Origin of the sequence: Streptomyces sp. NPDC096205 (genome assembly GCF_044763135.1) — a bacterium.
Lineage (GTDB): Bacteria > Actinomycetota > Actinomycetes > Streptomycetales > Streptomycetaceae > Streptomyces.
This window is the reverse complement of sequence record NZ_JBIWFS010000006.1, coordinates 568,797-595,641: the sequence shown is the minus strand read 5'-3', so window position 1 is coordinate 595,641 and position 26,845 is coordinate 568,797. Positions and strand designations below refer to the sequence as shown.

The following is a 26,845-nucleotide window of genomic DNA, read 5'->3' as shown; positions in this document are numbered from 1 at the left end:
CCCTTCGGTCTTGCGTTTCCGACTCTATCAGATCTTTCCGATCCGATTTCCTCGGTGCTTTCCAGGTTCCCGCTTCCGCGTTTCCCTTTCCGGCGGTTCCGACTTTATCAGAAGTTTCGAGCCGGTCAGACCGGCCATCCTTTTCCGATTCATCGGGGGTGGCTTCGTTGATATCGATGAGATCGACGTTTCAAGAAGCTCTGTAGATTCTAACCTGTCGCCGACCGGATCAGTACCAGTCCAGGCAACTGTTCGAATCTACCTCCCCGCCTGCTCCGTGTCAACGGTTCCTGCGGGGCGAAGAGGAGACTAGCAGCTCAGGGGACCTTTCCGCACATCAGGCGGCCGTCGGCACGCTGGCGCTGCGCTCGGCGGCTGTGACGTCGCCTGTGGCGCCCTCGCGGGCTGCCCGGCCGCCGAGGACGTAGACGTAGAGGAGGAAGGCCACCTCGGCGGCTATGCCGATGGCGATGCGGGCCCAGGTGGGCAGGCCGGAGGGGGTGACGAAGCCTTCGATGGCGCCGGAGACGAACAGGACCAGGGCCAGGCCTATCGCCATGCCCACTGCCGCGCGGCCCTCTTCCGCGAGGGCGGTGCGGCGGGTGCGCGGGCCCGGGTCGATGAGGGTCCAGCCGAGGCGCAGGCCGGTGCCGGCGGCGACGAAGACCGCGGTCAGTTCGAGGAGGCCGTGCGGCAGGACCAGACCGAGGAAGGTGTCCAGGCGGCCGGCGGAGGACATCAGGCCGATGCCGACGCCCAGGTTGAGCATGTTGAGGAAGAGGATCCACAGGACGGGCAGGCCCAGGAAGATGCCCAGGACCAGGCACATCGCGGCGGCCTGGGCATTGTTCGTCCAGACCTGCGCGGCGAAGGACGTCGCCGGGTGGCTGGAGTAGTAGGTCTCGTACTCGCCACCGGGGCGCGTCATCTCGCGCAGCTCGGTGGGGGCTCCGATGGAGGCCTGCACTTCGGGATGGGCGCCGATCCACCACCCCAGGAGTGCGGCGACGACAGTGGACAGGATGGCGGTGGGTACCCACCAGTGGCGCGAGCGGTAGACCGCGGCCGGGAAGCCGTAGAGCAGGAAGGCCGTGACGTCGCGCCATGAGGCGCGGCGGGTGCCTGTGACGGCGCTACGCGCGCGTGCCACCAGTTGACTGAGCCGGCCCGTGAGCTGGGGGTCGGGGGCGCTGGACTGGATCTGGGAGAGATGAGTGGCGGTGCGCTGGTAGAGCGCGACGAGTTCGTCGACCTCGTTGCCGGTGAGGCGGCGCCGGCGCTGGAGGAGGGCGTCGAGGCGGTCCCACTCCGCGCGGTGGGCGGAGACGAAGACGTCGAGGTCCATCGGTGTGCCTGCTCCTCGGCTTGTCGTCACGGGTCGTCGGCGGGCTCGTCGCGGAAGTCAGCTTGTCGTACTGCGGCGCGATGCGCCCTCAGCTTGGCAGACTGGCGGTTCTCAGGGCAGGTCAGGGAAGGACGGCGGGCGTGAGTGAGCTGGTGACGGGCGAGGCGGTGGCGTTGGAGCTGCGCCCGGCGAAGCTGCCGAGCAGGGCGCTGGCCGTGTTGCTCGACCTGGTGGTGGTCGGCGTCGCCTATATGGCGGTGACGATCGGCCTGGCGATAGCCACGGCGTCGCTGGACGAGGCCGCGCAGATGGCTGTGTCGATCGCGTCGTTCATCCTCGTGCTGGTGGGTGCGCCGATCGCGGTGGAGACGCTCAGTCATGGGCGTTCGCTCGGGAAGATGGCGTGCGGTCTGCGGGTGGTGCGGGACGACGGCGGGCCGATCCGGTTCCGGCATGCGCTGGTGCGCGGTGCCGTGGGCGTGGTCGAGATCCTCATGACGTTCGGGGTCGTCGCCTGTATCGCCTCACTCGTGTCTGCACGGGGTCGGCGGCTCGGCGACGTCTTCGCGGGGACGCTGGTGGTGCGGGAGCGGGTGCCTGCGGCGCGCACCGGGTTCGTGCCGCCGCCTCCGCCCTGGATGTCGGGCCGTTTCTCGGGACTCGATCTGTCCGCGGTGCCCGATGGGCTGTGGCTCGCCATCCGTCAGTACCTGACGCGGATGCAGCAGCTGGACCCGCAGGTGGGCGCGGCGATGGCGGGTAGGCTCGCCGCGGATCTCGCGGCGCGTACGGGGGCGCCGGTGCCGCAGGGGGTTCCGTCGGCCGCCTATCTGGCCGCGGTGCTCCAGGAGCGACAGGCTCGAGAGGCTCAGCGTGCCTTCGGGCAGGGCGGGGCTGCCGGTGGGCAGGTGCCCGGTGGTGCGGGGGCGGCCACCGAGGTGCCGTACGGGTTTGCGCCCGTGCAGTCGGGGGGTGTGGGGGCGTACGGGGCTTCCGTGGCGTTGGAGAAGGGGGCCGTGTCTCCGTCCGTGCCGCCTGTACCGACGGCGCCCGGTGCTGAGCAGGGGGCCGCTGTCCGGGACGGCGTGTCGGGTGACCGGCCCGCTGGGGGGTTCGCGCCTCCGGCGTGATCCTCCGCCGGACGGTTGGATGCCGGCGAGGGGACGCTGTCGAGGGGTGGATGCGGTCGGCTGTCTGCCGCTGGACAGCCGGAGATCCGGTCCGCCGCCCGATGATCGGGCTCGCGCCCTGCTTTCCTCCGTCGTCCGTCGCCTCGTCCGTCGGTCAGGCCGTCTGGCTGCCCGACGGCCCCTCATCGGTCGTAGCCCGTCAGTCGAACTGCGACGGTGGCGTCTCGAGGTCCTCCAGCTGGATGCCGGGGGCCGCCAGCACCACGTCCCCGGCGATGTGAACGGTGTGCTGTTCGCCCGTGTCCAGGGCTGTGACCTGGTATTCGTCCACGGTCAGGGGGGCGTTGTCAGTGGCGTGTGTTTCTCTGTTCACCAGGGCCCAGGACTGGTCCACGGTGCGGGGGGCGAGGACCGGGTCCGTGAAGGCGACCATGCGTACGCGGGTCGCCTGTCCGGAGGGGGTGAGGCGCAGGAGACGGGCCGTGGCGACGAGGAACGCGGGGGACGTGCCGGTGAAGGCGTGGGCGCGCACATTGCCTTCCGTGGCATGGGTGCCGGTGGGGTCCGTGCGGACCCAGGTGACGCCGTCGAGGGCGGCGCCGCGCACCTGCCAGCCTCCCGCGTGGAGTTCCAGGCGGATGGGGCGGCCGAGCTCGTCGAGGGCGAGGTCGACGGAGCCGTGGGGGTCTCCCGACGGAGTGGTCAGCTGGGAGACGTAGCGCCAGCCGGAGGGACCGGGGGCGCAGTGGAAGTTCTCGAGTGCGAGGGGGGTGTGATCGTGCGGATCGTGGAGCGAATAACGGCCGCGGGGCATGGGGGTCCTGGGTTCTGACGGGCTCGGGGTCGGCCGCCTCGCCGAGGCTGCCGGTCCGGTGAAAGCCGAGGCTGCCGGTCCGGTGAAAGGGGCAGGCCCCCGGCACGGGGGTGCGGGGGCCTGCCTCTGAGGTCGGACCTGGCGCCGGGGTGCGCGTCAGTGCACGGACGCGCACGCGGCGGGCCGGGCGGCCGGACTCGGCAGTCACGAGTCCGGCAGCGGCGACTCAGTAGCGGTAGTGGTCCGACTTGAACGGGCCGTCGACGTCGACGCCGATGTACGCGGCCTGCTCCGGGCGCAGCTTGGTGAGCTTGACGCCGAGCGCGTCCAGGTGGAGGCGGGCGACCTTTTCGTCCAGGTGCTTGGGCAGGGTGTAGACGCCGATCGGGTACTCGGCCTGCTTGGTGAACAGCTCGATCTGGGCCAGGGTCTGGTCCGCGAAGGAGTTGGACATCACGAAGGACGGGTGGCCGGTGGCGTTGCCCAGGTTCAGCAGGCGGCCCTCGGAGAGGACGATGATCTTCTTGCCGTCCGGGAAGGTCCAGGTGTGGACCTGCGGCTTGATCTCGTCCTTGACGATGCCGGGGACCTTGGCGAGGCCGGCCATGTCGATCTCGTTGTCGAAGTGGCCGATGTTGCCGACGATGGCCTGGTGCTTCATCTTGGCCATGTCCGAGGCCATGATGATGTCCTTGTTGCCGGTCGTGGTGATGAAGATGTCGGCCTTGTCGATGACCTCGTCGAGGGTCGTGACCTGGTAGCCGTCCATCGCCGCCTGCAGGGCGCAGATCGGGTCGATCTCGGTGATGATCACGCGGGCGCCCTGGCCGCGCAGGGACTCGGCGCAGCCCTTGCCAACGTCGCCGTAGCCGCAGACGACGGCGGTCTTGCCGCCGATCAGGGTGTCGGTGGCGCGGTTGATGCCGTCGACCAGGGAGTGGCGGCAGCCGTACTTGTTGTCGAACTTCGACTTGGTGACGGCGTCGTTGACGTTGATCGCCGGGAACAGCAGGACGCCGTCGCGCTGCATCTCGTACAGGCGGTGGACGCCGGTCGTGGTCTCCTCGGTCACGCCACGGATCTCCGAGGCGAGCTGGGTCCACTTCTGGGAGCCGTCGGTGATGGTGCGGTTCAGGAGCTCGAGGATGACCCGGTGCTCCTCGTTCTCGGCGGTGTCGACCGAGGGGACCTTGCCGTCCTTCTCGTACTCGACGCCCTTGTGGACGAGGAGGGTGGCGTCACCGCCGTCGTCCAGGATCATGTTCGGGCCGCCGGTGGGGGTGTTCGGCCAGGTCAGCGCCTGCTCCGTGCACCACCAGTACTCCTCCAGGGTCTCGCCCTTCCAGGCGAAGACCGGGACGCCCTGGGGGTTGTCCGGGGTGCCGTTCGGGCCGACGGCGATGGCGGCGGCCGCGTGGTCCTGGGTGGAGAAGATGTTGCAGGAAGCCCAGCGGACCTGCGCGCCGAGGGCGACCAGGGTCTCGATCAGGACGGCGGTCTGCACGGTCATGTGCAGGGAGCCGGTGACGCGGGCGCCCTTGAGGGGCTGCGCCTCGGCGTACTCCTTGCGGATCGCCATCAGGCCGGGCATCTCGTGCTCGGCGAGGGTGATCTCCTTGCGGCCGAACTCGGCCAGGGAGAGGTCGGCGACCTTGAAGTCCTGCCGGTTGTCGACAGTCGTCATTACGAGCTGCTCCTCGGGGTTGGGGCGAGGTCTGGGTACGGCTGGTCTGCGCGGCGGCGGACACAGGGGTGCCCGAAAGAGGACACAGGCATGCCCGCGTACGCGCAGCGCAGTCCGTCGGAGGCCCTCTCTCCCTCGGTCGGTCCGCTGTGGGACCGCCCGACCGCCATCAGCAGCGACGTCTGGCTCCACTCCAAGCTACACCGCTGGGCCCGGCCGTCCCCAGTCCGCCTTCGAACACATCTGGCCGATCATGCGGGTTGGGTGGCCGGGCGTTACTGTCGGCGACCGTACGGCGGGTGTGGAGGGGGCGGGGTCATGGTGTCGGCGCGTCGGCTGTCGGTGGCGGGGTGGGTGTCTGTCGCGGTGGGGCTGTTGGTGGTGGTCGGCAGCCTGGGCTGGTGGTGGGCCGGTCACGACAGAGTCGCGGTGGGCGGGGACGCCATGCGGCCGACCTACGCCGCCGGGGACCGGGTGGTCGTCGACACGGCTGTCGACGGGGCCGAGGTCGGGCGGGGTGATGTGGTGCTCTTCTCGGCGCCGGAGGTCCAGGGCTTCGCGGACCCCGTCATCAAGCGGGTCGTCGGTGTGGGGGGCGATCGCATCGAGTGCTGCACCGGTACCGGGGCCGAGCAGAGGTTGCTGGTCAACGGGCAGCCGCTGGACGAGCCGTATGTGGCGGACGGGGTCGTGGACGGGAGGGTTCCCGGCGGGGCGAACGAGGAGTACGTCGTCGAGGTGCCCGAGGGGCGACTGTTCGTCCTCGGCGACTATCGGAGCAACTCCAACGACTCGCGGTCCTACGGCGGTGACCAGGGCGGGACGATTCCTCTGGACGCCGTGCAGGGACGTGTCGTGGCCGGCACGGCCGCTGCACTCCCCCTGGTCGTGGCCGCACTGATCGGACTGGTCGTCGCCCTGGCGGGCCTGGTCCTCGTCCTGGGCGCCAAGCGGATGCGCCGGCTCGGCGACCTGCCGCCTGTGCCTTGGCCTGCGGGGCCGCTCGGGGTGTGAGGGACAGCGGGGCCCTCCGGGGGTGCGGCAGCGCAGCGGGCCCGCCCCCGGCTCTGGGTAAGCAGGCCCGCCCATCACGAGCAGCGGGCCCCTTCAGCAAAGGCAGCGGGCCCGCCCCAGGAACCTAAAAAGCAGCGCGCCCCGGTTTACGCCATGCCCCGTAACCCAAGCCCCACCCCCAAGAGCCCGCCGGGATGAGCAATAGGCCCCCGCCACCCCGAGCCCAAAACAACACACCAGGCCCGCCAAAAACTACTAGGCGGGCCTGGCGTATGAGCCGGAAAGGTCGGCAAACCTCAGGTCAGTGGTCCAAGGTCGGGGTCGGGCCGCCCGGGGTGGCCTCGCGGTCGGGGCCCTTGGCGGCTTCCGTGGCGCTGTAGATGTCGGGCTCGAGGTAGATGACGCGGGCGATGGGGACGGCGGTGCGGATGCGGGCCTCGGCGGCGTCGATGGCGGTGGCGATCTCGGTGGCGGTGTCGTCGTGGCGGACGGCGATCTTCGCGGCGACCAGGAGTTCCTCGGGACCGAGGTGGAGGGTGCGCATGTGGATGATGCCGGTGACGGTGTCACCGTCGACGACGGCGGCCTCGATCTTCTTGACCTCCTCGACGCCGGCGGCCTCGCCGAGCAGCAGCGACTTGGTCTCGACGGCGAGGACGAGGGCGATGATGATCAACAGGGCGCCGATGCAGAGGGTGCCGATGCCGTCCCAGACGCCGTCGCCGGTGGCGAGGGCGAGGCCGACGCCGCCGAGCGCGAGGACGAGGCCGACGAGCGCGCCGAAGTCCTCCAGAAGGACGACCGGCAGCTCAGGCGCCTTGGCGCGGCGGACGAACTCCTTCCAGGACTGCGTGCCGCGGAGCGTGTTCGACTCCTTGATGGCGGTGCGGAAGGAGAAGCCCTCGGCGATGATCGCGAAGACGAGGACGCCGACGGGCCAGTACCAGTGGTCGATCTCGTGCGGGTGCTTGACCTTCTCGTAGCCCTCGTAGAGGGCGAACATGCCGCCGACCGAGAACAGCACGATGGAGACGAGGAAGGCGTAGATGTAGCGCTCGCGGCCGTAGCCGAAGGGGTGCTGCGGGGTCGCCTCGCGCTGGGCCTTCTTGCCGCCGACCAGGAGCAGGGCCTGGTTGCCGGAGTCGGCGAGCGAGTGGACGCCCTCGGCGAGCATCGAGGACGAGCCGCTGAAGGCGAACGCCACGAACTTCGATGCCGCGATCGCGAGGTTGGCGCCGAGTGCCGCCACGATCGCCTTGGTACCGCCTGACGCGCTCATGAGTTCGCGTATTCCCTTCATGCCCAGTCGTACGCGGTCGTACGAGGTCGTACGACCGCCCGGGCCTCGCCCACGGCTTTGCCCGTCCTTTGCCGGTGGGTCATTGTTGCAGCCCGGCCGGGGACGGATGCGTAGGGCCGTCGATGACGTCCGATCAGGCGACGACGGTGGCGCGGAAGAGCGTGCCCGTACCGGACACTTCGGCTGTTTCGCCCGCGGGGACGAAGACGGAGGTGCCGGGGGTCAGTTCGTGCGCGCCCGCGCGGATCGTGCCGGCCGTGCAGAGCAGGATCTGCGGGGTGGCGCGGGTGAGGTCGTGCGAGGCGCCGCCGGGCGGGAGGACGTAGCGGGAGAGCCGGAACTCGTCGATCGGGGTCTCGTAGACCTCCTCGCCGTCCGGGGCGGCCTCCGGGCGCAGCACTCCCGGCTCGGCGGCCTCGAAGCGGACCACGCGCAGGAGTTCGGGGACGTCGACGTGTTTCGGCGTGAGGCCGCAGCGCAGGACGTTGTCGGAGTTGGCCATGATCTCGACGCCGAGGCCGCTGAGATAGGCGTGCGGGATGCCGGCGCCGAGGTAGAGCGCTTCGCCGGGCTGCAGGCGGACGTGGTTGAGCAGCATCGCGGCGATGACGCCCGGGTCGCCCGGGTAGTGGTGGGCGAGTTCGGCGTAGGGCGCGTAGTCGCCGCCGAGGCGGATGCAGGCGGCGGAGGCCTCGGCGACGGTGTGGGCCATGTCCTCGGGGTCGGCGCTCAGCACGGCCGTGAGCATCTCGCGCAGGGCGGCGTCCTCGGGATGCGCGTGCAGCAGGTCGACGTAGGGCTTGAGGGAGTCGACGCCGAGGCCGTCGAGCAGTTCGGCGGAGCGCACCGGGTCGCGGAAGCCGCACAGGCCGTCGAACTCGGTGAGGGCGCAGATCAGTTCGGGCTTGTGGTTGGGGTCCTTGTAGTTGCGGTGCGGGGCGTCGACGGGGACGCCGCGGCGCTCTTCCTCGGCGTAGCCCTCCCTGGCCTGTTCCAGGTCGGGGTGGACCTGGAGGGAGAGCGGGGCGCCCGCGGCGAGGATCTTGAACAGGAAGGGCAGACGCGGACCGAACTTGGCGACCGTCGCCCCGCCCAGCTCGCGTTCCGGGTCGGCGGCGATGACCTCGACGAGCGTGCCGCGTGCCGTGCGGGAGGGCGCGCCGGGGTGGGCGCCCATCCAGAGCTCCGCCTGCGGCTCACCGGTCGGCTCGATGCCGAGGAGGCCGGGGATCGCGGTGGTGGAGCCCCAGGCGTAGGGGCGGACGGTGTTGTCGAGGCGGTCCATGCGCTGTCTGCTGCTCTCTCTTCGTACGACTCGTACGACGGCCGTGACGCGGACGGGGTCTTCGCGTACGACGGTCAGGGCGTCCTGGGTTACATCAGGCTCCCGAGGCGAGCGCCAGGTAAACGGCGGCGAAATCGGTGATGGCGATCAGTTCCGCGAGGGTGACGAGCTCGTCGCCGGGCTCCGGTTCCAGTTCGCTGATCGGCGTGTCGTGGCTGAGGGCCACCTCGCGGGCGGCGGGTGCGGCGGTGAGGCCGCCGATGGGACGGTCGCGCAGCAGCACCACGCGCGCGTGCAGGGCCGGGGGTTCCTCGACGCGGTCGCGGAAGAAGTCCTCCGGGTCGGCGCTGGCGGCGAGCGGGCCGGCCAGCAGGGCGCTGTGCGAGGAGAGCGCCTCGGGCAGTTCGGCGACCAGGGCGGGGCGGCCGGACAGCTCGGCGAGGGCGGCGGCGAAGCGGCGGCCGGCCGGTCCCGCGGAGGTGCCCTCGGTCCAGATCACCGGCAGCGCGTCGGCGAGTTCGGCGGCGAGGGTCTTGGCGGGGTTGCTGTACGTCGCGATGGCGGGGCCGCAGCGTTCGGCGACCTGGTCGAGGCGGTCGGCGACCTTCTCCAGGGCGTCGGCGGACGCGGCGACCAGGCCGACGCGGTCCAGCAGGGCGAGCAGCGGGGTGAGCAGGGCCCACAGGACACCGGGGGCGGAGGCGGTGGGGACTTGCTCCTCCTGCTCGTACGGCGCGGTCGCCATGGGCACGAACAGGCCGTGCGTCTGCGCCACCGCTTCGCTGAGCGGCGTACCGGCGGGGGCGACGGCGGCGACCGTGCAGCCGCGGCGGTAGGCCTGCTCGGCGAGCAGGGACAGACCGGGCTCGGTGCCGTCGGGGGTGGTGATCAGCAGCAGGTCGACGGAGCCGGTCCAGCCGGGCAGCTCCCAGCGCAGGGCGCCGGCCGCGGGGGCGACGCCGGTGGGGGCCAGTCGGGTGACGGGGCTGCCGGGGCCCGCGAGGGTGCCGAGGAGGTCGGCGACACAGATCGCGGCGGCGCCGGGGCCGGCGATGAGGACGGCGCGCGGGCGGCCGTCGGGCTTGAGGCCACCGACGCCGGCCTCGGCCGCTTGCCGGGTGGCGGTGCGGACGCGGGCGCCGGCTTCGGCGGCACCGCGCAGCAGGGCGCGCTGGTCGGCCTCCGCGAGGGCATCCGGGGTGTCGAGCAGCGATTCGTCGAGCATGGACGGAAGCCTCCGGTCGCCAAAGTCGGTGCGGGGCGCTTGCGCGGGCCTGTGCGGGAGCCGAGTGGGGCGTACGAGGGTGACGTGCGGGTTACGCCGGGCGGCGGGCCTCGTCCACGAGGAGGACGGGGATGCCGTCGCGCACCGGGTACGCCAGGCCGCAGTCCTGGCCGGTGCAGATCAGCTCGGTGTCCTGCTCCTTGAGGGGAGAGTGGCAGGCCGGGCAGGCGAGGATCTCCAGGAGGCCGGCTTCGAGCGGCATGGGACGTCCCTTCGGGTATGCGTATGTGCCTGGTCAGCGTACCGCCGGAGGGCAGGCCGTGCGGGCGTTGACAGGTGCGGGTGGGTCCGGCCGCAGGTGGCAGGGGTTTCGTCCCCTGGACCTCGGCCTCGCCCACCCGTCGCCCGGCTCGTGCGGCTGAACCGGCCCCGGAGCGAGAGCCGGGAGATCAGCCGCGGATGATCGCCAGCGCCTCGTCGCGGATCTTGGCCATCGTCGCCTCGTCCCGCGCCTCCGCGTTCAGGCGGAGCAGCGGCTCGGTGTTGGAGGGACGGACGTTGAACCACCAGTCGGCGGAGGAGACGGTGAGGCCGTCGAGGTCGTCGAGGGTGATGCCGTCCTGGCCCTCGTAGGCGGAGCGGATCGCGGTGAGGCGGCCGGCCTGGTCGTCGACGGTGGAGTTGATCTCGCCGGAGCCCGCGTAGCGGTCGTAGGACGCGGTGAGGGCGGACAGGGGGCCCTCCTGGCCGCCGAGGGCGGCGAGGACGTGGAGGGCGGCCAGCATGCCCGTGTCGGCGTTCCAGAAGTCGCGGAAGTAGTAGTGCGCGGAGTGCTCGCCGCCGAAGATCGCGCCGGTGCGGGCCATCTCGGCCTTGATGAAGGAGTGGCCGACGCGGGTGCGAACGGGGGTGCCGCCGTTCTCCTCGACGACCTCGGGGACGGACCAGGAGGTGATGAGGTTGTGGATGATCGTGCCCGCGCCGCCGTTGCGCGCGAGCTCGCGGGAGGCGACCAGGGCGGTGATGGCGGACGGGGAGACCGGGTCGCCGTTCTCGTCCACGACGAAGCAGCGGTCGGCGTCGCCGTCGAAGGCGATGCCGAGGTCGGCGCCCTCCGCGCGCACGCGCGCCTGGAGGTCGACGATGTTGGCCGGGTCCAGCGGGTTGGCCTCGTGGTTGGGGAAGGTGCCGTCCAGCTCGAAGTACATCGGCACCAGCTCCAGGGGCAGGCCCGCGAAGACGGTGGGTACGGTGTGGCCGCCCATGCCGTTGCCCGCGTCGACGACGACCTTCAGGGGGCGGATGTCGGTCAGGTCGACGAGGGAGCGGAGGTGGGCCGCGTAATCCTCCAACGTCTCGCGCCGGGTGACGGTTCCCGGTGTCGGGGCCGCGGCCGGGGCGCCCGACTCGCGCCACCGCTCGACGAGTTCACGGATCTCGGTGAGGCCGGTGTCCTGGCCGATGGGGGCGGCGCCCGCCCGGCACAGCTTGATCCCGTTGTACTTCGCCGGGTTGTGCGAGGCGGTGAACATCGCGCCGGGCAGATCCAGTGCGCCCGAGGCGTAGTAGAGCTGGTCCGTGGAGCACAGTCCGATCTCGGTGACATCGACGCCGAGCGCGGCGGCACCCCGGGCGAACGCGCCCGCGAGGCCGGGCGACGAGGGCCGCATGTCGTACCCGATGACGATCGCGTCCGCGCCGGTCACCTGGGCGAAGGCAGCACCGAACAGCTCCGCGAGCGACTCGTCCCACTGGTCCGGGACGACTCCGCGCACGTCGTACGCCTTCACGATCTGCGACAGATCAGCAACCACGGCCAACCCTCCTGAAAGTCCTGTCAGTCGCCTCAAACTACCCGTACGGCCTGGCAGCGCGTTCGAGCGCTCCGTCTGGTGGGCTTCGGGACGTGACCTCAGGTCCGGGCGATTTCAGGCCGGAGAGTCCGGAAAGGGGCCCAACCGGCCACCTGGGCGCGTCAGTTGTCGGGCGAGCGCAGAACCCGCAGGTGGCCGCGGCGGGCGACCTCCATCGGGTCGGCCGTGCGGGCGCCGCCGGCCTGGGCGGCGCGTTCCTGCGGACGGGCCGCCTCGCGCACGGCGTTGGCGAGCGCCTCCAGGTCGTCGCCGCTGGGGCGGGCCGGGGCGGAGCCGTCGAGGAGCCGGACGACCTCCCAGCCGCGCGGGGCGGTGAGGCGCTCGGAGTGCTCGGCGCACAGGTCGTAGCAGTGGGGTTCGGCGTAGGTGGCGAGCGGGCCGAGGACCGCGGTCGAGTCGGCGTAGACGTACGTCAGCGTCGCGACGGCGGGTCGGCCGCAGGCGGTGCGCGAACAGCGACGTACAGGGCTCACGACGTTGGACGGTACCGCACTCTTGAGCGGGCCGCGACGACTCTCCACCAGGTCACTCCCCCGTGTCGTGTTGCGAAACGTCCCCCAAGCCCCTTCTGTCATACCCCGCTGACCTGCACGGACATGCATTTTCAGCGGATCCCGCAGCACTGGGTGCGGTCACCAGTCCGTACAAACCCCGCCATTCGGCTCGTCATCGACGGTCTCGTAGAGATACGGAATCGAGCCCAACCTTGGCTGGAATGGTCATCCTCCGACATGGCCGCGGGTGTGGCCGGATGCCGTGCGGTGTGCCGCGTGGGCGCCGGGCGGCCCGCTCGCACAAGAACTAGGCTTCACCAGTGATGGACACCCCCGTACCGCCCCCTGCCACCGGCCCCGGGCCGCGCCGCCGCGACCGCCACGGCCGGGGCATGCGCGGCCCGATCGCACCGCCGCAGGTGCCGCTCGCCGCGAGCCGGGCCGAGCTGTTCGCCGACCTGGTGCAGGACTCCGTGGAACGCCTGGAGCGGCGCTGGCCGCAGCTCGCCGAGATCGACTTCATGGTTCTGGAGGTGCCGCGGCCCGCCGCGCCCGGCGAGGCCTGGCACGACGAGCCGGTCCCGCTGGGCGGCACGATTCCCGCGCACGAGGGACACCGCGCGCGTGTGGTGGTCTACCGGCGGCCGGTGGAGATCCGCACCAAGGGACGCGACGAGCGCGCCGCCCTGGTGCACGAGGTCGTCGTCGAGCAGGTCGCCGAACTGCTGGGGCTCACCCCGGAGACGGTCGACCCGCGCTACGGCGAGGACTGAGCGCTCCGGAGAAAGAATCCGGCTACTGCTGCAGCACCGAGAGGTCCTGCTCCGCCTGCGGGACAGCGACCGTCCCGCGGTCGTCGGGGAGGGTCTGCACCGTGAACGCCGGGACGCCGTCCTGGGCCGCCGTGAGGGTCCGGGAGGCGTACACCGGGCCGCCGGAGACCGGCTCCACGGTGAGCGCGTAGGTGCCCTTCAGGCCGTCCGGCACCGGGAGTTCCACGTCCTGGGTGGTGCCCGACTTGATCGTGTACGTCTCGGTGACGGCCGTGCCGCCCTCGGTGCCGGCCGAGGCGGTCACCTCGACCTTGGCGTCGCCGCCGGGCGCGGTGAGCGACAGGGTGGTGCCCTTGGCGGTGTTGCCGAGGGAGTTCGCGCGCGTGCCGACCGGGCGGGCCGCGGGGATGAACGCCGTCTCCTGCTTGTCGCCCTTGCCGCGTACGACGCGTACGGCGGCGACGACCGGCACCGAGCGGTCCGTCGGGGTCAGCACCAGCGAACCGGCCTCCCCGCGCGTGACGTCGCCGAGGTCGACCGCGGTGGTCATCCCCGACTTCACATGCAGGGTCTCCTGACCGGCGGGGGTGATCAGGCCGGAGGGGGCGGCGAGGCGCACCTTGAGGTCGGCGTCGGTGCCGCCCGGGGTGAACGCGACCAGGCGCACGGAGGTGGCGTCCTTGGGGATGCCGGGCACGACGAGGGTGCCCGCGGGGTCGGCGGCCGGGGCCAGCCAGTCGCCGCCGAGCTTGTCGTCCAGGGCCAGCAGGGCGGCGCCGACACGGCCGCTGCGCACGTTGACGTGCACGGTGAGGTCGCTGTGCGGGCCGTCGGTGAGGGTGGACAGCAGGATCGGCTCGGTGGAGCGGGGCTTGACGGTGATGCCCTCGGCCACCGTGGACTCCAGGGCGCCGTCCTTGCCGTACAGCTCGATGTCGACGACGGCCGCGGAGTCGTCGGGGTTGGTCAGATGGACGTAGTCCGTGCGGTCGCCTCCGGCGGCGGCGCCCACGAACCAGAACTCGGTGTCCGGGGCGGTGCAGTTGACGCCCGCCAGGCCGCGGCCGGTGCCCGCGGTGACCTCGGTGGTCTGCAGGACGCCCCAGCCGGGCGCGGCGTTGCCCTCGGCGGTGCCGATCAGGGCGGGGGCCTGCGCGCCGGAGGTGTCACCGCTGACGGGCGTGCCCGCCTCACCGGGCTTCAGGACGGGCTTCGAAGCCTTCTTCTTCCCGGAAGACTTGCCGGAGCCGTCCGCATCCGCCGGCAACAACTCCGCCTTTCCGTTTTCACCCGTGCCCTTCGTGACGGGCGTGAACGACGTGTACGTCGTGTCGGCGAGGTCGGAGGTGCTGGGCGCCGGGCACACGAGCGTGCTGCGCTCCACCGGCAGATACGCGGCGGCCTGCGCGGTGTCCGTGCCGGAGGCGCCGGGCGCGGTGAGCGCGCCGAGGCCGGTGACGGCAGCGAGCGCGCCCGTGGCGGCGATCAGGGACAGGGTCGTGCGGTTCACTGCTGGCTCCCGTCGGGGCGCTCGCCGCCGGTGGCGTGCGGGTGGGCCGGGTGGGCCGATGGGTCCTGGTGGGCCGGGTCGTAGGCGGGGTCGTAGCCCTGGCCGTACGTCTGGTCGTAGCCCTGGTCGTACGGCGGGGTCTGCGGGGTGCCGCCGTAGGCGTACGGGTCGTACTGGCCGGGCTGGCCGGACTGGTACGGGTCGGCCTGGTAGGTGCCGCTGTAGGCGCCCTCCGGGTACTGCTGTTCGGTGTAGCCGGCGTACGGGTCGGCGGTGGTGTCCCAGGTGTCGTACGACTGCTGCTGCGGGACGGCGACCGGGGTCTGCTCGGGCATCGGCGGGAACTCGTCCGCGCGGGTGCCCTCTTCGGCCGCGGACTCGGCCTCGGCCTGGGCGCGCAGGCGGCGGGCGCGGCGGCCCTCGCCGGCGGTGGCCTGGGCCGGGATCGGCGTCTCCTCGGGCAGGTCGTCGTCGATGTCGCGGCGGCGGCCGGGCAGGGCGAGGACGACGAGGACGAGGGCGAGGAAGCCCTGGGTCCACAGCCAGGCGGTGTGGCCGATCGGGTTGTCGTAGGTGAGGTCCAGGCGGCCGCCCTTGGCGGGCAGTTCGAAGCCCTGGGCCCAGCCGTCGAGGGTCTTGCGGGTGAGCGGGGTGCCGTCGAGGGTGGCGGTCCAGCCCTCGGAGGCGCTGTCGGCCAGGCGCAGGACGCGGCCCTCGGGGCCGTCCGGGACGGTGGTGTGGATCTCGACGGGGCCGGCGGCGACGGGCTGCGGCTCGGCGGCGCCCTCGCGGACGATCGTCGCGCGCGCGACCTGCCGGTCGACCTGCCACAGGGCGCTGCCGTCCTGCTGGCTGAGCCGGGACAGACCCGGGGTGGCGTCCAGGATGCGGCTGACCTCGCGCGGGGCGCCCTTGTGGACGAGGACGTAGCGGACCGCGAAGTCGCCGAGTTGGATGGCCTGGTCGGCACCCGATCCCGCGACGAGGTTCGCGACGACCTTGTCCAGGCGCGCGTTGCTCCCGTCGGCGGCGGCCAGTTCGGCGTCGCCGAGGCGGGCACCGGAGCCGCGGACCAGGGTGTAGCCGACGTGGGCCGGGGAGTCGCTGTCGAGGACGAGCGTGCGCGCCTGGTCGGGGTTGTTGCCCTCCTCGGCGACGAACGCGGGCACCTGCACCGGGTCGCGCCGCTCCAGCGGGCCGTCGGCGCCGCCGATCATCCAGCCGACGGCGACGAGCAGCGGGCCCGCGGCGGAGGCGAACGCGATCAGCGCGGCGACCGGCTGACGCCAGCCGAAGCTCTGCTCGGCCACGCGCGCGCGTGCCCCGTCGGCGCCGAGGACGGCGGCCGCGAGCAGGGCGAGGCCGTAGACCAGGGTGGCCGGGCCCGCCCAGGCGGAGCGGTTGGACAGCACGGCCAGGGCGAGGCCGACCAGGGCGACCGCCCAGGCGGTCACGATGGCGGGGCGCCGCTCGGCACGCAGCAGGGCGGCCAGCGCCGCGAGCACGATGCCGACGAGCATCAGCCCGTCCACGGTGCCCGGCCCGCCCGGGCTCGCGCCGAGCAGGTCGAGCGCGGTGGCGGTCGAGGGGCCGTACGGAAGGCCGGTCCCGGTGAAGAAGCCGAACGGCAGCAGCGTCAGCGACCAGGGCGCGAGCAGCAGCAGCGGTGTGCCGAGCTGGGCCAGGAAGCGCAGGCCGTAGGCGGTGATGTCGCCGCGGCGTACGGCGAGCAGACCGACGCCGAGGACCAGGGCCGCGGGCCACAGAATCGGGGTGAAGGCGGTGGCGATGGTCAGCAGCAGCGCGTACGCCCAGGTGGCGCGCCAGCTGCCGCGGGCGCCGGAGGAGTGCGCCAGGCCGCTGGCCGCGATGCCCGCGCGGGCGAGGAGCGGCAGCAGTACGGCGAGGACGGCGGTGCCGAGGCGGCCGCCGGCGAGGGCGCCGGTGACGGCGGGCAGGAAGGCGTAGGCGACGGCGGCCCAGGCGCGCAGCAGCCTCGACGTCACCAGCGGCCGGGAGGCGAAGTAGGCGCTGAGGCCGGCCAGCGGCACCGAGGCGACCAGCAGGGTGGTGACGGCGAGCCCGGTGGAGCCCAGCAGCAGCGAGGCCAGCAGGGCGACGACCGCGAGATACGGCGGGGCGGTCGGGGTTCCTCCGGCGCCCACGGGGTGCCAGGCGTCGAGGTAGCGCGACCACAGCTCGCTCGAGTCCGCGGGGGCGGGCAGCAGGGAGCCGCCCGCGAGGGCGCCGCCGCCGAGCAGGGCGCGGCAGGCGATCAGGGAGACGAGCAGCAGCACCAGGAAGAGCACCGGCGCCGGTTTGCGGGCGATGCGCTTGATGCGGGCGAACTGCTCGATCTCCAGGAATTCGGCGTCGTCGCCGCCGGGTCCGGACTCGACCGCGCCGCCGTGCCGTCCGGCGCCGGAGGGGGACTCGGCGTCGGAGCCGCCGAAGAGGTCGCCTGCGACCTGTTCGACGGTGGCGCGGACGGTGGCGCCCGGCGGCGGGAAGAGCTGTCTGAGTTCGCCCTTGTCGATCTGGGGGCGGCCGCGGGTGCGCCGCCCGGCGACGATCCGCTCGGGCCGCAGCAGCACGCCCAGCAGGCCGCGGATCTCGTCCACGGCCTGGCCGGGGACCTTGCCGACGAGGTAGGCGAGGGTGCGCAGCACGGTGCCGAGGAGGAGCCGGAGCAGCACCCAGGGCAGCGCCGCGGTACGGGTGTTGACCAGCAGGGTGTAGACGGCGCCGGCCTTGTCGACCTTGTGCGGGGAGGCGGTGGTGCGGCCCGCGCAGTCGACGGCGCGGCGCTCGCGCGAGGCGGCCTCGGCGTGCCGGACGACGGCGTCGGGGGCGACCAGGACCCGGTGGCCCGCCGCGTGGGCGCGCCAGCACAGGTCGACGTCGTCGCGCATCAGGGGCAGGCGCCGGTCGAAGCCGCCGAGCTGCTCGAAGACGTCGCGGCGGACCAGCATGCCCGCGGTGGACACCGACAGCACGGAACGGACGTGGTCGTGCTGGCCCTGGTCCTGCTCGCGGCGGTCCAGGCCGGTCCAGCGGCGGCCGGAGTTGGCGATGGAGACGCCGACCTCCAGCAGCTGTCGCCTGTCGTACCAGCCGCGCAGCTTGGGGCCGACCACGGCCACGTCGTCGCGGCCCAGCTCCAGTTCGGTCTCCACGACGCGCAGCAGCTGTGCCAGGGCGTCGGGTTCGGGCGCGCAGTCGTCGTGCAGCAGCCACAGCCACTGGATCGGCTCGCCGTGCGGCAGGTCGGGCAGGTCGTAGGTGTCGTCGCGCCACTGGCGGGTGACGGGGTCCCAGCCGCTGGGCCGCTTCAGATACGGCAGGTCCTCGGGGGTGAGGTGGGGGGCGGTGCGGTGGGCCTCCTCGACGGCCTGGCCGAAGCCGGTGCGGCGGGCGAGGTGGAGCACGCGGTCGGGGCCGAGGGCGTCGGTGACCAGCGCGGCGGAGTCGTCGGCGCTGCCGGTGTCGGCGGCGACGGCGTACTGGACGGGGCGCTCCTGGCCGAGCAGCCCGGCGAGTGCGTCGGGCAGCCAGCGGGCGCCGTCGTGGGAGACGACGACCGCGGTCACGACATGACGCGGGAACTCTGGTGTGGCAGCGCCGTTCTGCGCCGCCGTGTGGCTGTGCACGGACATCGAGGTACGGGCCCCGGTTCGCTGGACTGCGGTGGACGCCCGTGTCCCATGGGGATGGCGAGGCGTCTCGGACGAGCGACCACACTATCGGCTGGGCATGACGACGGCCCGCCGCCTGTGGATAACCCACCTGCGACGGGCCGTTCGCCACGTATGTACGAAAGCGCCGGTGCGGATGCCGTCTCGGACGCCGCCCCTCGGACGGGGGCCTTCTTCGGACGCCGGTCTTCTTCGGACGCCGGTCCTCTTCGGACGCCGGTCCTCTTCAGACGGCGGCCTTCTTCAGTCGGCGGCGTTCCCGTTCGGACAGGCCGCCCCAGATGCCGAAGCGCTCGTCGTTGGCGAGGGCGTACTCGAGGCACTCGGAGCGGACCTCACAGGCGAGGCAGACCTTCTTGGCCTCGCGGGTGGAGCCGCCCTTCTCGGGGAAGAAGGACTCGGGGTCGGTCTGGGCGCACAGCGCGCGCTCCTGCCAGCCGAGTTCCTCGTCCGCGTCGTCGACCAGCAGTTGCTCCACCAGCTCGGTCATGTGCGCCCCTCGTCTGTCTTTCGCGTCCCCGTGATGTAGCCGTTACCGATGTCGGCTGAACGACACGAGTGAAATTACAAGTGTGCTGCTCCGGGCGAGTCAAGCCGAGATCTGCTATTGGGCCCCTTATTCACTCTGCGGAACCAAGGCCGTGCGGAAAGTGTTCAAATCGCCATAAACCTTGACAGGCAGAGAGGGCCCCCGGGGGCCTCCGGCCCCGCACACACCTGTACGGGGGAGGACGCCCAGGCGTTCGATCTCGTTCCGACACGCGCGCCGAAGCGAACCGGATCACAGAGGGATCACGGGTTCGCAACGAGGCTTGTGCGCCCGGTTGTGCGCCATGTGTCCCGGTGGGCGGCTGAACAAACCTTTCGCCTCGGAGATGAACCGGATGAGGTGAACCATGTCCCACATACCGGGCGTCAAGTTGACAGTGCGGGTGTGAACCGCTGTCCTTGTGGGCATGCTCGCGAACTTGGCACTCACCTCGACCCGCACCGCCGGGTCCCTCGGTGCTGCCCCTGTTCGTCGTAGCTGTTGCTGTTGTCCCAGCTGTTGAGCCCCACGCGCGCTCCGGCTGCCCCCTGAGTCCACCGCGACTCGGCTGCTTGTTCCCGCCGCCCGTACCCGGGCACCCCTGTCCCCCGTGATCCGGGCGGACGGCCTGCGACACCCAGCCATCCCCCACACCCCGCCGAGGAACCACCCCACCCATGAACAGCGACAGCGACCTCCAGATCGCCGGCGACATCCTCGAAGTCCCGCACCTGCTCCAGGCCCCGCGTGAGCACCCGGCCACCGTCGCCGAGTTCGTCGGCCTGGCCCGCACGATCGCCGCCGACCGCTCCCAGTGGGAGCACCTCGTCGAGTACGACGCCACCACGCGCTGGTACCACCGGCTGCGCACCGGTCCCGGCTACGAGGTGTGGCTGCTGTCCTGGGTGCCCGGACAGGGCAGCGGGCTGCACGACCACGGCCGCTCCTCCGGGGTGCTGACCGTGCTGGACGGCACCCTCACCGAGAACACCGAGGCCGGCACGCGCGCGTTGGGCGCAGGTGCCCAGCGGGTGTTCGCTCCGGGGTACGTCCACGAGGTCGTCAACGACGCCCTGGAGCCGGCGGTCAGCCTGCACGTGTACTTCCCGGGCCTGACCGAGATGCCGATGCACACCGGGACGCACACCGGGGCCTCCTGCGCGGCGCGTTCGGTGACCGCCTGACGGAATGTCGGACCCGCCTGCGAGACTTGGCGCATGCGCATTGTGGTTCTGGCAGGCGGCATCGGTGGTGCCCGGTTCCTGCGCGGTCTGAAGAAGGCCGCGCCGGACGCGGACATCACGGTCATCGGCAACACCGGGGACGACATCCACCTCTTCGGGCTGAAGGTCTGCCCGGACCTCGACACGGTGATGTACACGCTCGGCGGCGGCATCAACGAGGAGCAGGGCTGGGGCAGGGCGGACGAGACCTTCCATCTGAAGGAGGAACTCGCGGCCTACGGCGTCGGGCCCGAGTGGTTCGGGCTGGGCGACCGCGACTTCGCCACGCACATCGTGCGGACGCAGATGATGGGCGCCGGCTATCCGCTGAGCGCGGTCACCGAGGCGCTGTGCGACCGCTGGCAGCCGGGCGTGCGGCTGATCCCGATGACCGACGACCGCGTGGAGACGCATGTCGCGGTCGAGGTCGACGGCGAGCGCAAGGCGGTCCATTTCCAGGAGTACTGGGTGCGGCTGCGCGCGTCGGTGCCGGCCGAGGCGATCGTGCCGGTGGGCGCCGAGCAGGCCAAGCCCGCGCCCGGCGTGCTGGAGGCCATCGCCGAGGCGGACGTGGTGCTCTTCCCGCCGTCCAACCCGGTCGTCTCCGTCGGCACCATCCTCGCCGTGCCCGGCGTCCGCGAGGCGATCGCCGAGGCGGGCGTGCCGGTGGTGGGCCTGTCCCCCATCGTCGGGGACGCGCCCGTGCGCGGGATGGCCGACAAGGTGCTCGCGGCGGTGGGCGTGGAGTCGACGGCCGCGGCGGTCGCCGAGCACTACGGCTCCGGACTGCTGGACGGCTGGCTGGTGGACACCGTCGACGCGGGCACGGTGGAGCGCGTGGAGGCGGCCGGCATCCGCTGCCGGGCCGTCCCGCTGATGATGACCGACCTCGACGCGGCCGCGCAGATGGCCCGGGAGGCGCTGGCGCTGGCCGAGGAGGTACGAGCCCAGTGAGCCCCGTGAGCGAGACAGCCGCGCCGGAGTACCGGGTGTGGGCCGTGCCCGGCCTGCCCGAGGTCGCGCCGGGCGACGACCTCGCCAAGCTGATCGCCACCGCCGAACCGGAGCTGGCCGACGGGGACGTCGTCCTCGTCACCTCGAAGATCGTCTCCAAGGCGGAGGGCCGGATCGTCGAGGCCTCCGACCGGGAGGCGGCCATCGACGCCGAGACCGTACGCGTGGTGGCCCGGCGCGGGACACTGCGGATCGTGGAGAACCGGCAGGGCCTGGTCATGGCGGCCGCCGGTGTCGACGCCTCCAACACCCCCGCCGGGACCGTGCTGTTGCTGCCCGAGGACCCGGACGCGTCCGCGCGGGCGATCCGCGAGGGACTGCGGGAGATCCTCGGCGTCAACGTCGGGGTCGTCGTCACCGACACGTTCGGGCGTCCCTGGCGCGCGGGGCTCACGGACGTCGCGATCGGCGCCTCCGGCGTGCGCGTGCTGGACGATCTGCGCGGGGGCACGGACGCCTACGGCAATCCGCTCAGCGCCACGATCGTGGCCACGGCCGACGAGCTGGCCGCCGCGGGCGATCTGGTCAAGGGCAAGGCGGCCGGGCTGCCCGTCGCCGTCGTACGCGGACTGCCGCAGGCAGTGGACGAGCGGGATGAGGACGGGCAGGGCGCGCGGGCGCTGGTGCGCGGGGGCCGGGACGACATGTTCCGGCTCGGCACCTCCGAGGCGGTCCGGCTCGCGGTCACCCAGCGCCGTACGGTCCGGGCCTTCACCGACGGGCCCGTCGACCCCGGTGCCGTACGACGTGCGGTCGCCGCGGCCGTCACCGCGCCCGCGCCGCACCACACCACCCCGTGGCGGTTCGTGCTGCTGGAGTCGGAGGAGTCCCGCACGCGCCTGCTGGACACGATGCGGGAGGCGTGGATCGCGGACCTGCGCAGGGACGGCAAGTCCGAGGAGTCCATCGCCAAGCGCGTACGCCGCGGTGATGTGCTGCGCAACGCGCCCTACCTGGTGGTGCCCTGCCTGGTCATGGACGGCTCGCACACCTACGGCGACGCCCGGCGCGACGCGGCCGAGCGGGAGATGTTCGTCGTCGCCGCGGGCGCCGGGGTGCAGAACTTTCTGGTCGCACTGGCCGGGGAGCGGCTGGGTTCGGCGTGGGTGTCCTCGACGATGTTCTGCCGCGACGTCGTGCGCGAGGTGCTCGGGCTGCCCGAGGACTGGGACCCGATGGGCGCGGTCGCGGTCGGGCATCCGGCCGAGGAGCCCCGGCCGCGCGCCGAGCGGGACGCGGGGGCGTTCATCGAGGTGCGCTGAGGGTGTGGCGTACGTCTATGTCCGAGTCGGGCGTGGCGAGGGGCCCGGGCTCGTACGCTCGTAGGACCTGACCGGCTTCCCAGGGATCTCACTCGTGGCAGGACGTTTCCCCCAGCGGCCCCAGCCGCCCACGCGTACGACGGTGCGCGGCGGCCATGTCGCCGTGCCCGGCGGCGTCCCGCGGCCGGCTCCGGAACCCGCGCGGGTGCGGACGTATGTGCCGGACGGCCCGCTCGACCTCGGGCTGGTGCTGGGGCCCCTGCGGCGCGGGCCCGCCGACCCCACGTTCCGGGCGATGCCCGACGGCTCGGTGTGGCGGGCCAGCCGCACACCCGCCGGGCCCGGGACGCTGCGGGTCAGCGTGTACGGCGACGAGGTGCGCGGCGAGGCCTGGGGCCCGGGGGCCGAGTGGCTGCTGGAGCAGCTGCCGGATCTCCTCGGTGCCTCGGACGACCCGGACGCGTTCGCCCCGCGGCACCGGCTGGTGGCCATGGCGCGACATCGGCGGCCGGGGCTGCGGCTGACGCGGACCGGGCTGGTGCTGGAGTCGCTGATCCCGTCGGTGCTCGAGCAGAAGGTCACCACCGACGAGGCGTACCGGGCGTGGCGGCTGCTGGTGCGGAAGTTCGGGGAGCCGGCGCCGGGGCCCGCGGCGGGCGGGCGGCTGTTCGTGATGCCCGCGCCTCGGACATGGGCGCTGATTCCGTCCTGGGAGTGGCATCGGGCCGGGGTCGACGACAAGCGGGCGTCGACGATCCTGCGGGCCGTACGGGTCGCTGCGCGGCTGGAGCAGGGTGTGGGTCTGTCTCCTGAGGATGCGCGGGCCCGGTTGGAGGTCGTGCCGGGGATCGGGCCGTGGACGTCGGCCGAGACCGTGCAGCGTAGTCATGGGGCGCCGGATGCCGTGACGGTGGGGGATCTGCATCTGCCGGGGATCGTCGGGTGGGCCCTGGCCGGTGACCGGTATGCCGATGATTCCTTGATGCTGTCTCTGTTGGAGCCTTATGCCGGGCAGCGGCATCGGGCTGCCCGGCTCATTCTGCTGAGCGGGAAGGTTCCTGCTCGGCGCGTGCCCAAGATGCCCAAAGTCGATATCGGCCGGCTCTGACCAGGGGGCCCCGCCCCCTGGCCCCCCGCACACCCCTTACTGGTCCGACGAGAAGCGCACCGACCCCGCCGGGATCCTCGCGTCGCACCACACCCGCGCCCCGTCCCGCAGCTCGTTGTCCGCGCCGATCACCGCCCCGTCCCCGATGACCGTCCCCGTCAGGACCGACCGTGTGCCCACGCGGGCCCGGGTGCCGATGAGGGAGTCGGTGATGACCGCGCCGGGCTCGATGACGGCGCCCGGCAGGATCGTGGAGCCGAAGACGCGGGCGCCCTCGGCGACGAAGGCGCCCTCGCCGACGACCGTGCCGCCGGCCAGCTTGGCGTCGGGGGCGACGGTGGCCGTGGGCAGGATGAGGAGGTCGCCGCAGCGGCCGGGGACGGCCGGGGAGGGGGCGCGGCCCAGCACGAGGTCCGCCGAGCCGCGGACGAAGGCGGCCGGGGTGCCGAGGTCGAGCCAGTAGGTGCTGTCGACCATGCCCTGGAGATGGGCGCCGGCCGCGAGGAGGTCGGGGAAGGTCTCGCGCTCCACCGACACCGGCCGCCCCGCCGGGATCGCGTCGATGACCGAGCGGCGGAAGACGTAGGCACCCGCGTTGATCTGGTCGGTGACGATCTCCTCGGGCGTCTGGGGCTTCTCCAGGAAGGCCAGCACGCGGCCGGTGGCGTCCGTGGGGACCAGGCCGTAGGCGCGCGGGTCGGTCACCTGGGTGAGGTGCAGGGAGACGTCCGCGCCGGTGCGCTCGTGGGTGTCGACCAGGGCCTGGATGTCCAGGCCGGTCAGGATGTCGCCGTTGAAGACGAGCACCGGGTCGTCGGGGCCCGAGTGCAGGCGCGAGGCCACGTTGCGGATGGCGCCGCCCGTGCCGAGGGGCTCCTCCTCCGTGACGTACTCGAGGTGCAGGCCCAGCGAGGAGCCGTCGCCGAAGTACGGCTCGAAGACCTCCGCGAGATACGACGTCGCGAGCACGATGTGCTCGACACCCGCCGCCCGCGCCCGCGCCAGCTGGTGCGTGAGGAACGGCACTCCCGCCGCCCTGACCATCGGCTTGGGGGTGTGCACCGTGAGCGGGCGCAGCCGGGTGCCCTTGCCGCCGACCAGGAGGATCGCTTCTGTCACCTGTCGTCTCTGCTTCCTGCCGGGACCGGCCGAACTGTCTTTCGGCCGGTCAGTGTATGCAGACCCCCCGGACGCCTCACGGCACACCCGCGGTTCCGGCCCTCCGTCAGCGGCCCTGGTATTCGGCCGCTTTGGTGCGGGCGGTGGCGAGCTTGTTGTACAGAAGCCCGCCCGGGCACTGGGTGGCGAAGCCGTCCCGGTGACCGGAGATCACGTTCAGTCGCACATTCTTGCCCTTTTGGTAGAGATTCCCCCCACCGGACTTGAGGTACGTCTTCGCGAGCGGGTTCACTCCGTAGAGACCGAGCTTCCAGGCCGTCAGCTGGGCGATGGCCCGCACCGAGGAGTCGGACGGCCGGGTGTCGTCGTACGTGCCGATGACGGCGATCCCCGTGCTGTTGGCGTTGAAACCGAGAGTGTGGGCGCCCCTGACCGGCTTGGCCACCCCACCGGCACGGCCCTCGTAGATGTTTCCGCACCGGTCGACGAGGAAGTTGTAGCCGATGTCCCGCCAGCCCATGCTCACGACGTGGTAGCGGTAGATACTGCGGATGACGGACGGGGCCTGCGAGCAGCGGTACTGGTTGCCCGACGCGGTGTGGTGCACGAAGGCCGCCTTGACCTTGTCGGTGTAGACGAACGTCTTCTCGCGCAGTTGCTCGTCCGCGCCCCAGCCGCGGCGGGTGACGATCCGTGGGCGCGGCCCGATCTTGGGCGCGGTGTTCGCCTCGGCGCCTTTCAGCTGTGCCAGTTCGAGTTCCGTCTCGGCGCGGCCGAGGGCGGGGATCTCCAGGGCACCGAGCGGGGCGAGCCCGGCGTTGGCGCCGGAGGCGGCGGCGGTCTCGGGGGTGAGGGTGCCGGTCCGCGGGGTGTCCGCCGGGGAGCCCTGCGGGGTGTCGCCGGCCTCGCCGGGGTCGACGAGTTCCAGGCGCAGGCCCGAGGGCAGCGGGGCTTCGGAGGTGGCGGTGCGGTCGCCGCGGCCGGTCTCCTCGATACGGCTCTCGGTGGTGGCCCGCACCCGGATCTCGACGCCGTCCGAGTCCCCCACCCACAGCGGGGCGGTGGCGCCGCGGACCCGGCCGGCGGTGCGCTCGGCGGTGTCGGGGTCGGCGGCGTGCTCGGCGTTGTGCGTCTCCACGTCCTGCCAGCCGGACCACTGCCCGCTCGCGGTGTCGCGGGTGCGGACCTGGACGCTGCCGTGCAGTTCGGTGTCCGGGTTGTCCCAGACGACGCCGAGCAGTGAGAAGTGCCGTACGTCCTGGCGGGCCAGGCCCTGTACGGCGGTGGAGCCGAGGGTGCGGGAGGTGGTGAGCGGGACGAGAGGCAGGGACTGGGTGGAGCCGGGCAGGTCCGGGGCGTTCGGGGAGCCGGGGGGGTGCTTCGCGGACGACGCCGGGTGGGCTGTCGCCGGGGCTGCGGACAGGGTCAGTGGGAGGGCCAGGGCGGCCGCACAGGTGAGGCCGAGTGATGAGGCAAGGAATCCACGCATGCCCCTGATCCTGGACATAGTCATACAAATCTGTCCATTGGGGAGTTGACGGGCCGTCGGCTGCCGTTGCGCCGAACCGGTGGTGAACCCTGGGCCGAACCGGTGGCGGTGCCGCCCGGCGGGGGTGAGCGGGCCCGCGTACGCTTGCGCGGGTGACTGTGACCGATCGCACCCCTGCCGACCTGCTGCGTTCCGCGCTCGCCGCCGATCCCGCGCGACCGCTGGTGACCTTCTACGACGACGCGACCGGCGAACGCGTCGAACTGTCCGTGGCCACCTTCGCCAATTGGGTGGCCAAGACGGCGAATCTCCTCCAGGACGGGATGTCAGCCGAGCCGGGCGACCGGGTGGCGCTGCTGCTGCCCGCGCACTGGCAGACGGCCGTGTGGCTGCTGGCCTGTTCCTCGGTGGGTGTGGTCGCGGACGTCGGGGGCGATGCGGGGCGCGCCGACTTCGTCGTGGCCGGGCCCGGGCGGTTCGAGGAGGGGCTGGCGTGCCGGGGCGAGCGGTACGCGCTGTCGCTGGCGCCGCTGGGCCGCAGGTTCGTGCCCGGTCCTCCGGACGGGTACGCCGACTACGCCGTGGACGTGCCCAGCTTCGGGGACCGGTTCGTTGCGTACGCGCCGGTCGACCCCGAGGAGCCCGCGCTGGTCGTCGCCGGGGCCGAACTGACGGGCGCGGAAGTGGTGGAGCGGGCTGCCGGTGACGCCCGCGGGCTGGGGCTGACCGGGCCCGGGTCCCGGCTGCTGTCCGGGCTGCCGTACGACACATGGGAGGGGCTGAGCGCCGGCTTGTACGCCCCGCTCGCCTCCGGCGGCTCGGTGGTGCTGTGCCGGCACCTGGACCAGGCGCCGGACGACACCGTGACCAAGCGGATCGAGAGCGAACGGGTGACCGCCACGGCCCGCTGAGGCTCGCCCTCGGCTGTACGTCCCCAGGGGCGCGGGGAACTGCGCGG

At 72.5% G+C, this 26,845-nt stretch carries 22 protein-coding genes; 8 read left to right on the top strand and 14 right to left on the bottom strand.

All coding sequences use genetic code 11. From position 1 onward, the window contains the following. Positions 1-337: 337 nt before the first annotated feature. Positions 338-1,345, bottom strand: coding sequence for a stage II sporulation protein M (locus ACIQ6Y_RS24855; protein WP_404042152.1), 1,008 nt, complete (start codon positions 1,343-1,345; stop codon positions 338-340). A gap of 140 nt (positions 1,346-1,485) precedes the next feature. Between ACIQ6Y_RS24855 and ACIQ6Y_RS24850 the strand changes: the two genes are divergently transcribed. Beyond that, complete coding sequence (locus ACIQ6Y_RS24850) at positions 1,486-2,475, top strand: RDD family protein (RefSeq protein ID WP_404042151.1); 990 nt, start codon at positions 1,486-1,488, stop codon at positions 2,473-2,475. 199 nt (positions 2,476-2,674) lie between these two features. On the opposite strand, the gene ACIQ6Y_RS24845 is transcribed toward ACIQ6Y_RS24850, so the two are convergent. Both ACIQ6Y_RS24845 and ahcY read right to left on the bottom strand, forming a co-directional pair. After that, entirely contained in the window at positions 2,675-3,289 is a 615-nt protein-coding gene (locus ACIQ6Y_RS24845) for a hypothetical protein (protein ID WP_404042150.1), read from the bottom strand. A 226-nt stretch (positions 3,290-3,515) separates the two neighbouring features. Then, on the bottom strand, positions 3,516-4,973 hold the full coding sequence (ahcY, locus tag ACIQ6Y_RS24840) for an adenosylhomocysteinase (protein WP_404042149.1): 1,458 nt from the start codon (positions 4,971-4,973) through the stop codon (positions 3,516-3,518). 318 nt (positions 4,974-5,291) lie between these two features. Here ahcY and lepB point away from each other — a divergent pair, with 318 nt between their 5' ends. Continuing rightward, positions 5,292-5,987, top strand: a complete 696-nt coding sequence (lepB, locus tag ACIQ6Y_RS24835) for a signal peptidase I (RefSeq protein ID WP_404042148.1) — start codon at positions 5,292-5,294, stop codon at positions 5,985-5,987. Between the two features lie 301 nt (positions 5,988-6,288). Here the strand turns inward: lepB and ACIQ6Y_RS24830 are convergent, their stop codons facing one another. The 6 genes from ACIQ6Y_RS24830 to ACIQ6Y_RS24805 form a co-directional block, all read right to left on the bottom strand. Then, positions 6,289-7,266, bottom strand: coding sequence for a cation diffusion facilitator family transporter (locus ACIQ6Y_RS24830; RefSeq protein WP_404042147.1), 978 nt, complete (start codon positions 7,264-7,266; stop codon positions 6,289-6,291). 154 nt (positions 7,267-7,420) lie between these two features. Next, positions 7,421-8,572: a mannose-6-phosphate isomerase, class I gene (manA, locus tag ACIQ6Y_RS24825; protein ID WP_404042146.1), complete on the bottom strand. Its 1,152-nt coding sequence runs from the start codon at positions 8,570-8,572 to the stop codon at positions 7,421-7,423. A 94-nt stretch (positions 8,573-8,666) separates the two neighbouring features. Continuing rightward, positions 8,667-9,797, bottom strand: a complete 1,131-nt coding sequence (locus ACIQ6Y_RS24820) for an SIS domain-containing protein (RefSeq protein WP_404042145.1) — start codon at positions 9,795-9,797, stop codon at positions 8,667-8,669. A 91-nt stretch (positions 9,798-9,888) separates the two neighbouring features. Beyond that, a complete protein-coding gene (locus ACIQ6Y_RS24815) occupies positions 9,889-10,059 on the bottom strand; it encodes a Trm112 family protein (protein ID WP_079057723.1) in 171 nt (56 codons plus the stop codon). Between the two features lie 187 nt (positions 10,060-10,246). After that, positions 10,247-11,611, bottom strand: a complete 1,365-nt coding sequence (locus ACIQ6Y_RS24810; RefSeq protein WP_404042144.1) for a phosphomannomutase/phosphoglucomutase — start codon at positions 11,609-11,611, stop codon at positions 10,247-10,249. A gap of 161 nt (positions 11,612-11,772) precedes the next feature. Continuing rightward, the gene (locus tag ACIQ6Y_RS24805) at positions 11,773-12,192 is read right to left on the bottom strand and encodes a DUF3499 domain-containing protein (protein ID WP_399647028.1); all 420 of its coding nucleotides are present in this window, start codon (positions 12,190-12,192) and stop codon (positions 11,773-11,775) included. A 296-nt stretch (positions 12,193-12,488) separates the two neighbouring features. Between ACIQ6Y_RS24805 and ACIQ6Y_RS24800 the strand changes: the two genes are divergently transcribed. Beyond that, on the top strand, positions 12,489-12,938 hold the full coding sequence (locus ACIQ6Y_RS24800; RefSeq protein ID WP_404042143.1) for a metallopeptidase family protein: 450 nt from the start codon (positions 12,489-12,491) through the stop codon (positions 12,936-12,938). Positions 12,939-12,960: 22 nt separating this feature from the next. Here the strand turns inward: ACIQ6Y_RS24800 and ACIQ6Y_RS24795 are convergent, their stop codons facing one another. The 3 genes from ACIQ6Y_RS24795 to ACIQ6Y_RS24785 form a co-directional block, all read right to left on the bottom strand. Next, positions 12,961-14,448, bottom strand: coding sequence for a DUF5719 family protein (locus ACIQ6Y_RS24795; RefSeq protein WP_404042142.1), 1,488 nt, complete (start codon positions 14,446-14,448; stop codon positions 12,961-12,963). Further along, positions 14,445-18,104 carry a glycosyltransferase gene (locus ACIQ6Y_RS24790; protein ID WP_404042141.1) on the bottom strand — a complete coding sequence of 1,220 codons (3,660 nt, stop codon included), beginning with the start codon at positions 18,102-18,104 and terminating at the stop codon, positions 14,445-14,447. The genes ACIQ6Y_RS24795 and ACIQ6Y_RS24790 overlap by 4 nt, the downstream gene beginning before the upstream one ends. A gap of 265 nt (positions 18,105-18,369) precedes the next feature. Then, a complete protein-coding gene (locus tag ACIQ6Y_RS24785; protein WP_030377564.1) occupies positions 18,370-18,633 on the bottom strand; it encodes a WhiB family transcriptional regulator in 264 nt (87 codons plus the stop codon). A 716-nt stretch (positions 18,634-19,349) separates the two neighbouring features. Here ACIQ6Y_RS24785 and ACIQ6Y_RS24780 point away from each other — a divergent pair. The 4 genes from ACIQ6Y_RS24780 to ACIQ6Y_RS24765 all read left to right on the top strand — a co-directional run bounded on the left by ACIQ6Y_RS24780 (position 19,350) and on the right by ACIQ6Y_RS24765 (position 23,279). Beyond that, positions 19,350-19,856 carry a cysteine dioxygenase gene (locus ACIQ6Y_RS24780; RefSeq protein ID WP_404042140.1) on the top strand — a complete coding sequence of 169 codons (507 nt, stop codon included), beginning with the start codon at positions 19,350-19,352 and terminating at the stop codon, positions 19,854-19,856. 33 nt (positions 19,857-19,889) lie between these two features. Next, on the top strand, positions 19,890-20,849 hold the full coding sequence (gene cofD, locus ACIQ6Y_RS24775; protein WP_404042139.1) for a 2-phospho-L-lactate transferase: 960 nt from the start codon (positions 19,890-19,892) through the stop codon (positions 20,847-20,849). A gap of 5 nt (positions 20,850-20,854) precedes the next feature. Further along, entirely contained in the window at positions 20,855-22,171 is a 1,317-nt protein-coding gene (locus ACIQ6Y_RS24770; RefSeq protein WP_404042138.1) for a coenzyme F420-0:L-glutamate ligase, read from the top strand. Between the two features lie 94 nt (positions 22,172-22,265). Then, the gene (locus tag ACIQ6Y_RS24765; protein ID WP_404042137.1) at positions 22,266-23,279 is read left to right on the top strand and encodes a DNA-3-methyladenine glycosylase family protein; all 1,014 of its coding nucleotides are present in this window, start codon (positions 22,266-22,268) and stop codon (positions 23,277-23,279) included. Positions 23,280-23,315: 36 nt separating this feature from the next. On the opposite strand, the gene ACIQ6Y_RS24760 is transcribed toward ACIQ6Y_RS24765, so the two are convergent. Both ACIQ6Y_RS24760 and ACIQ6Y_RS24755 read right to left on the bottom strand, forming a co-directional pair. Next, entirely contained in the window at positions 23,316-24,398 is a 1,083-nt protein-coding gene (locus ACIQ6Y_RS24760) for a sugar phosphate nucleotidyltransferase (RefSeq protein ID WP_404042136.1), read from the bottom strand. A gap of 106 nt (positions 24,399-24,504) precedes the next feature. Beyond that, positions 24,505-25,905, bottom strand: a complete 1,401-nt coding sequence (locus tag ACIQ6Y_RS24755; protein WP_404042135.1) for a peptidoglycan recognition protein — start codon at positions 25,903-25,905, stop codon at positions 24,505-24,507. A 134-nt stretch (positions 25,906-26,039) separates the two neighbouring features. On the opposite strand from ACIQ6Y_RS24755, the gene ACIQ6Y_RS24750 reads away from it, so the two are divergent. Next, a complete protein-coding gene (locus ACIQ6Y_RS24750; RefSeq protein ID WP_404042134.1) occupies positions 26,040-26,798 on the top strand; it encodes a TIGR03089 family protein in 759 nt (252 codons plus the stop codon). The last annotated feature ends 47 nt before the right edge of the window (positions 26,799-26,845 follow it).

Bases quoted from the DNA above. Each gene is read 5' to 3' on its own strand.
- ACIQ6Y_RS24855 (WP_404042152.1), bottom strand. From the start codon at position 1,345: ATGGACCTCGACGTCTTCGTCTCCGCCCACCGCGCGGAGTGGGACCGC.
- ACIQ6Y_RS24845 (WP_404042150.1), bottom strand. From the start codon at position 3,289: ATGCCCCGCGGCCGTTATTCGCTCCACGATCCGCACGATCACACCCCC.
- ahcY (WP_404042149.1), bottom strand. From the start codon at position 4,973: ATGACGACTGTCGACAACCGGCAGGACTTCAAGGTCGCCGACCTCTCC.
- lepB (WP_404042148.1), top strand. From the start codon at position 5,292: ATGGTGTCGGCGCGTCGGCTGTCGGTGGCGGGGTGGGTGTCTGTCGCG.
- ACIQ6Y_RS24830 (WP_404042147.1), bottom strand. From the start codon at position 7,266: ATGAGCGCGTCAGGCGGTACCAAGGCGATCGTGGCGGCACTCGGCGCC.
- manA (WP_404042146.1), bottom strand. From the start codon at position 8,572: ATGGACCGCCTCGACAACACCGTCCGCCCCTACGCCTGGGGCTCCACC.
- ACIQ6Y_RS24820 (WP_404042145.1), bottom strand. From the start codon at position 9,797: ATGCTCGACGAATCGCTGCTCGACACCCCGGATGCCCTCGCGGAGGCC.
- ACIQ6Y_RS24815 (WP_079057723.1), bottom strand. From the start codon at position 10,059: ATGCCGCTCGAAGCCGGCCTCCTGGAGATCCTCGCCTGCCCGGCCTGC.
- ACIQ6Y_RS24800 (WP_404042143.1), top strand. From the start codon at position 12,489: ATGGACACCCCCGTACCGCCCCCTGCCACCGGCCCCGGGCCGCGCCGC.
- ACIQ6Y_RS24790 (WP_404042141.1), bottom strand. From the start codon at position 18,104: ATGTCCGTGCACAGCCACACGGCGGCGCAGAACGGCGCTGCCACACCA.
- ACIQ6Y_RS24785 (WP_030377564.1), bottom strand. From the start codon at position 18,633: ATGACCGAGCTGGTGGAGCAACTGCTGGTCGACGACGCGGACGAGGAA.
- ACIQ6Y_RS24780 (WP_404042140.1), top strand. From the start codon at position 19,350: ATGAACAGCGACAGCGACCTCCAGATCGCCGGCGACATCCTCGAAGTC.
- cofD (WP_404042139.1), top strand. From the start codon at position 19,890: ATGCGCATTGTGGTTCTGGCAGGCGGCATCGGTGGTGCCCGGTTCCTG.
- ACIQ6Y_RS24755 (WP_404042135.1), bottom strand. From the start codon at position 25,905: ATGTCCAGGATCAGGGGCATGCGTGGATTCCTTGCCTCATCACTCGGC.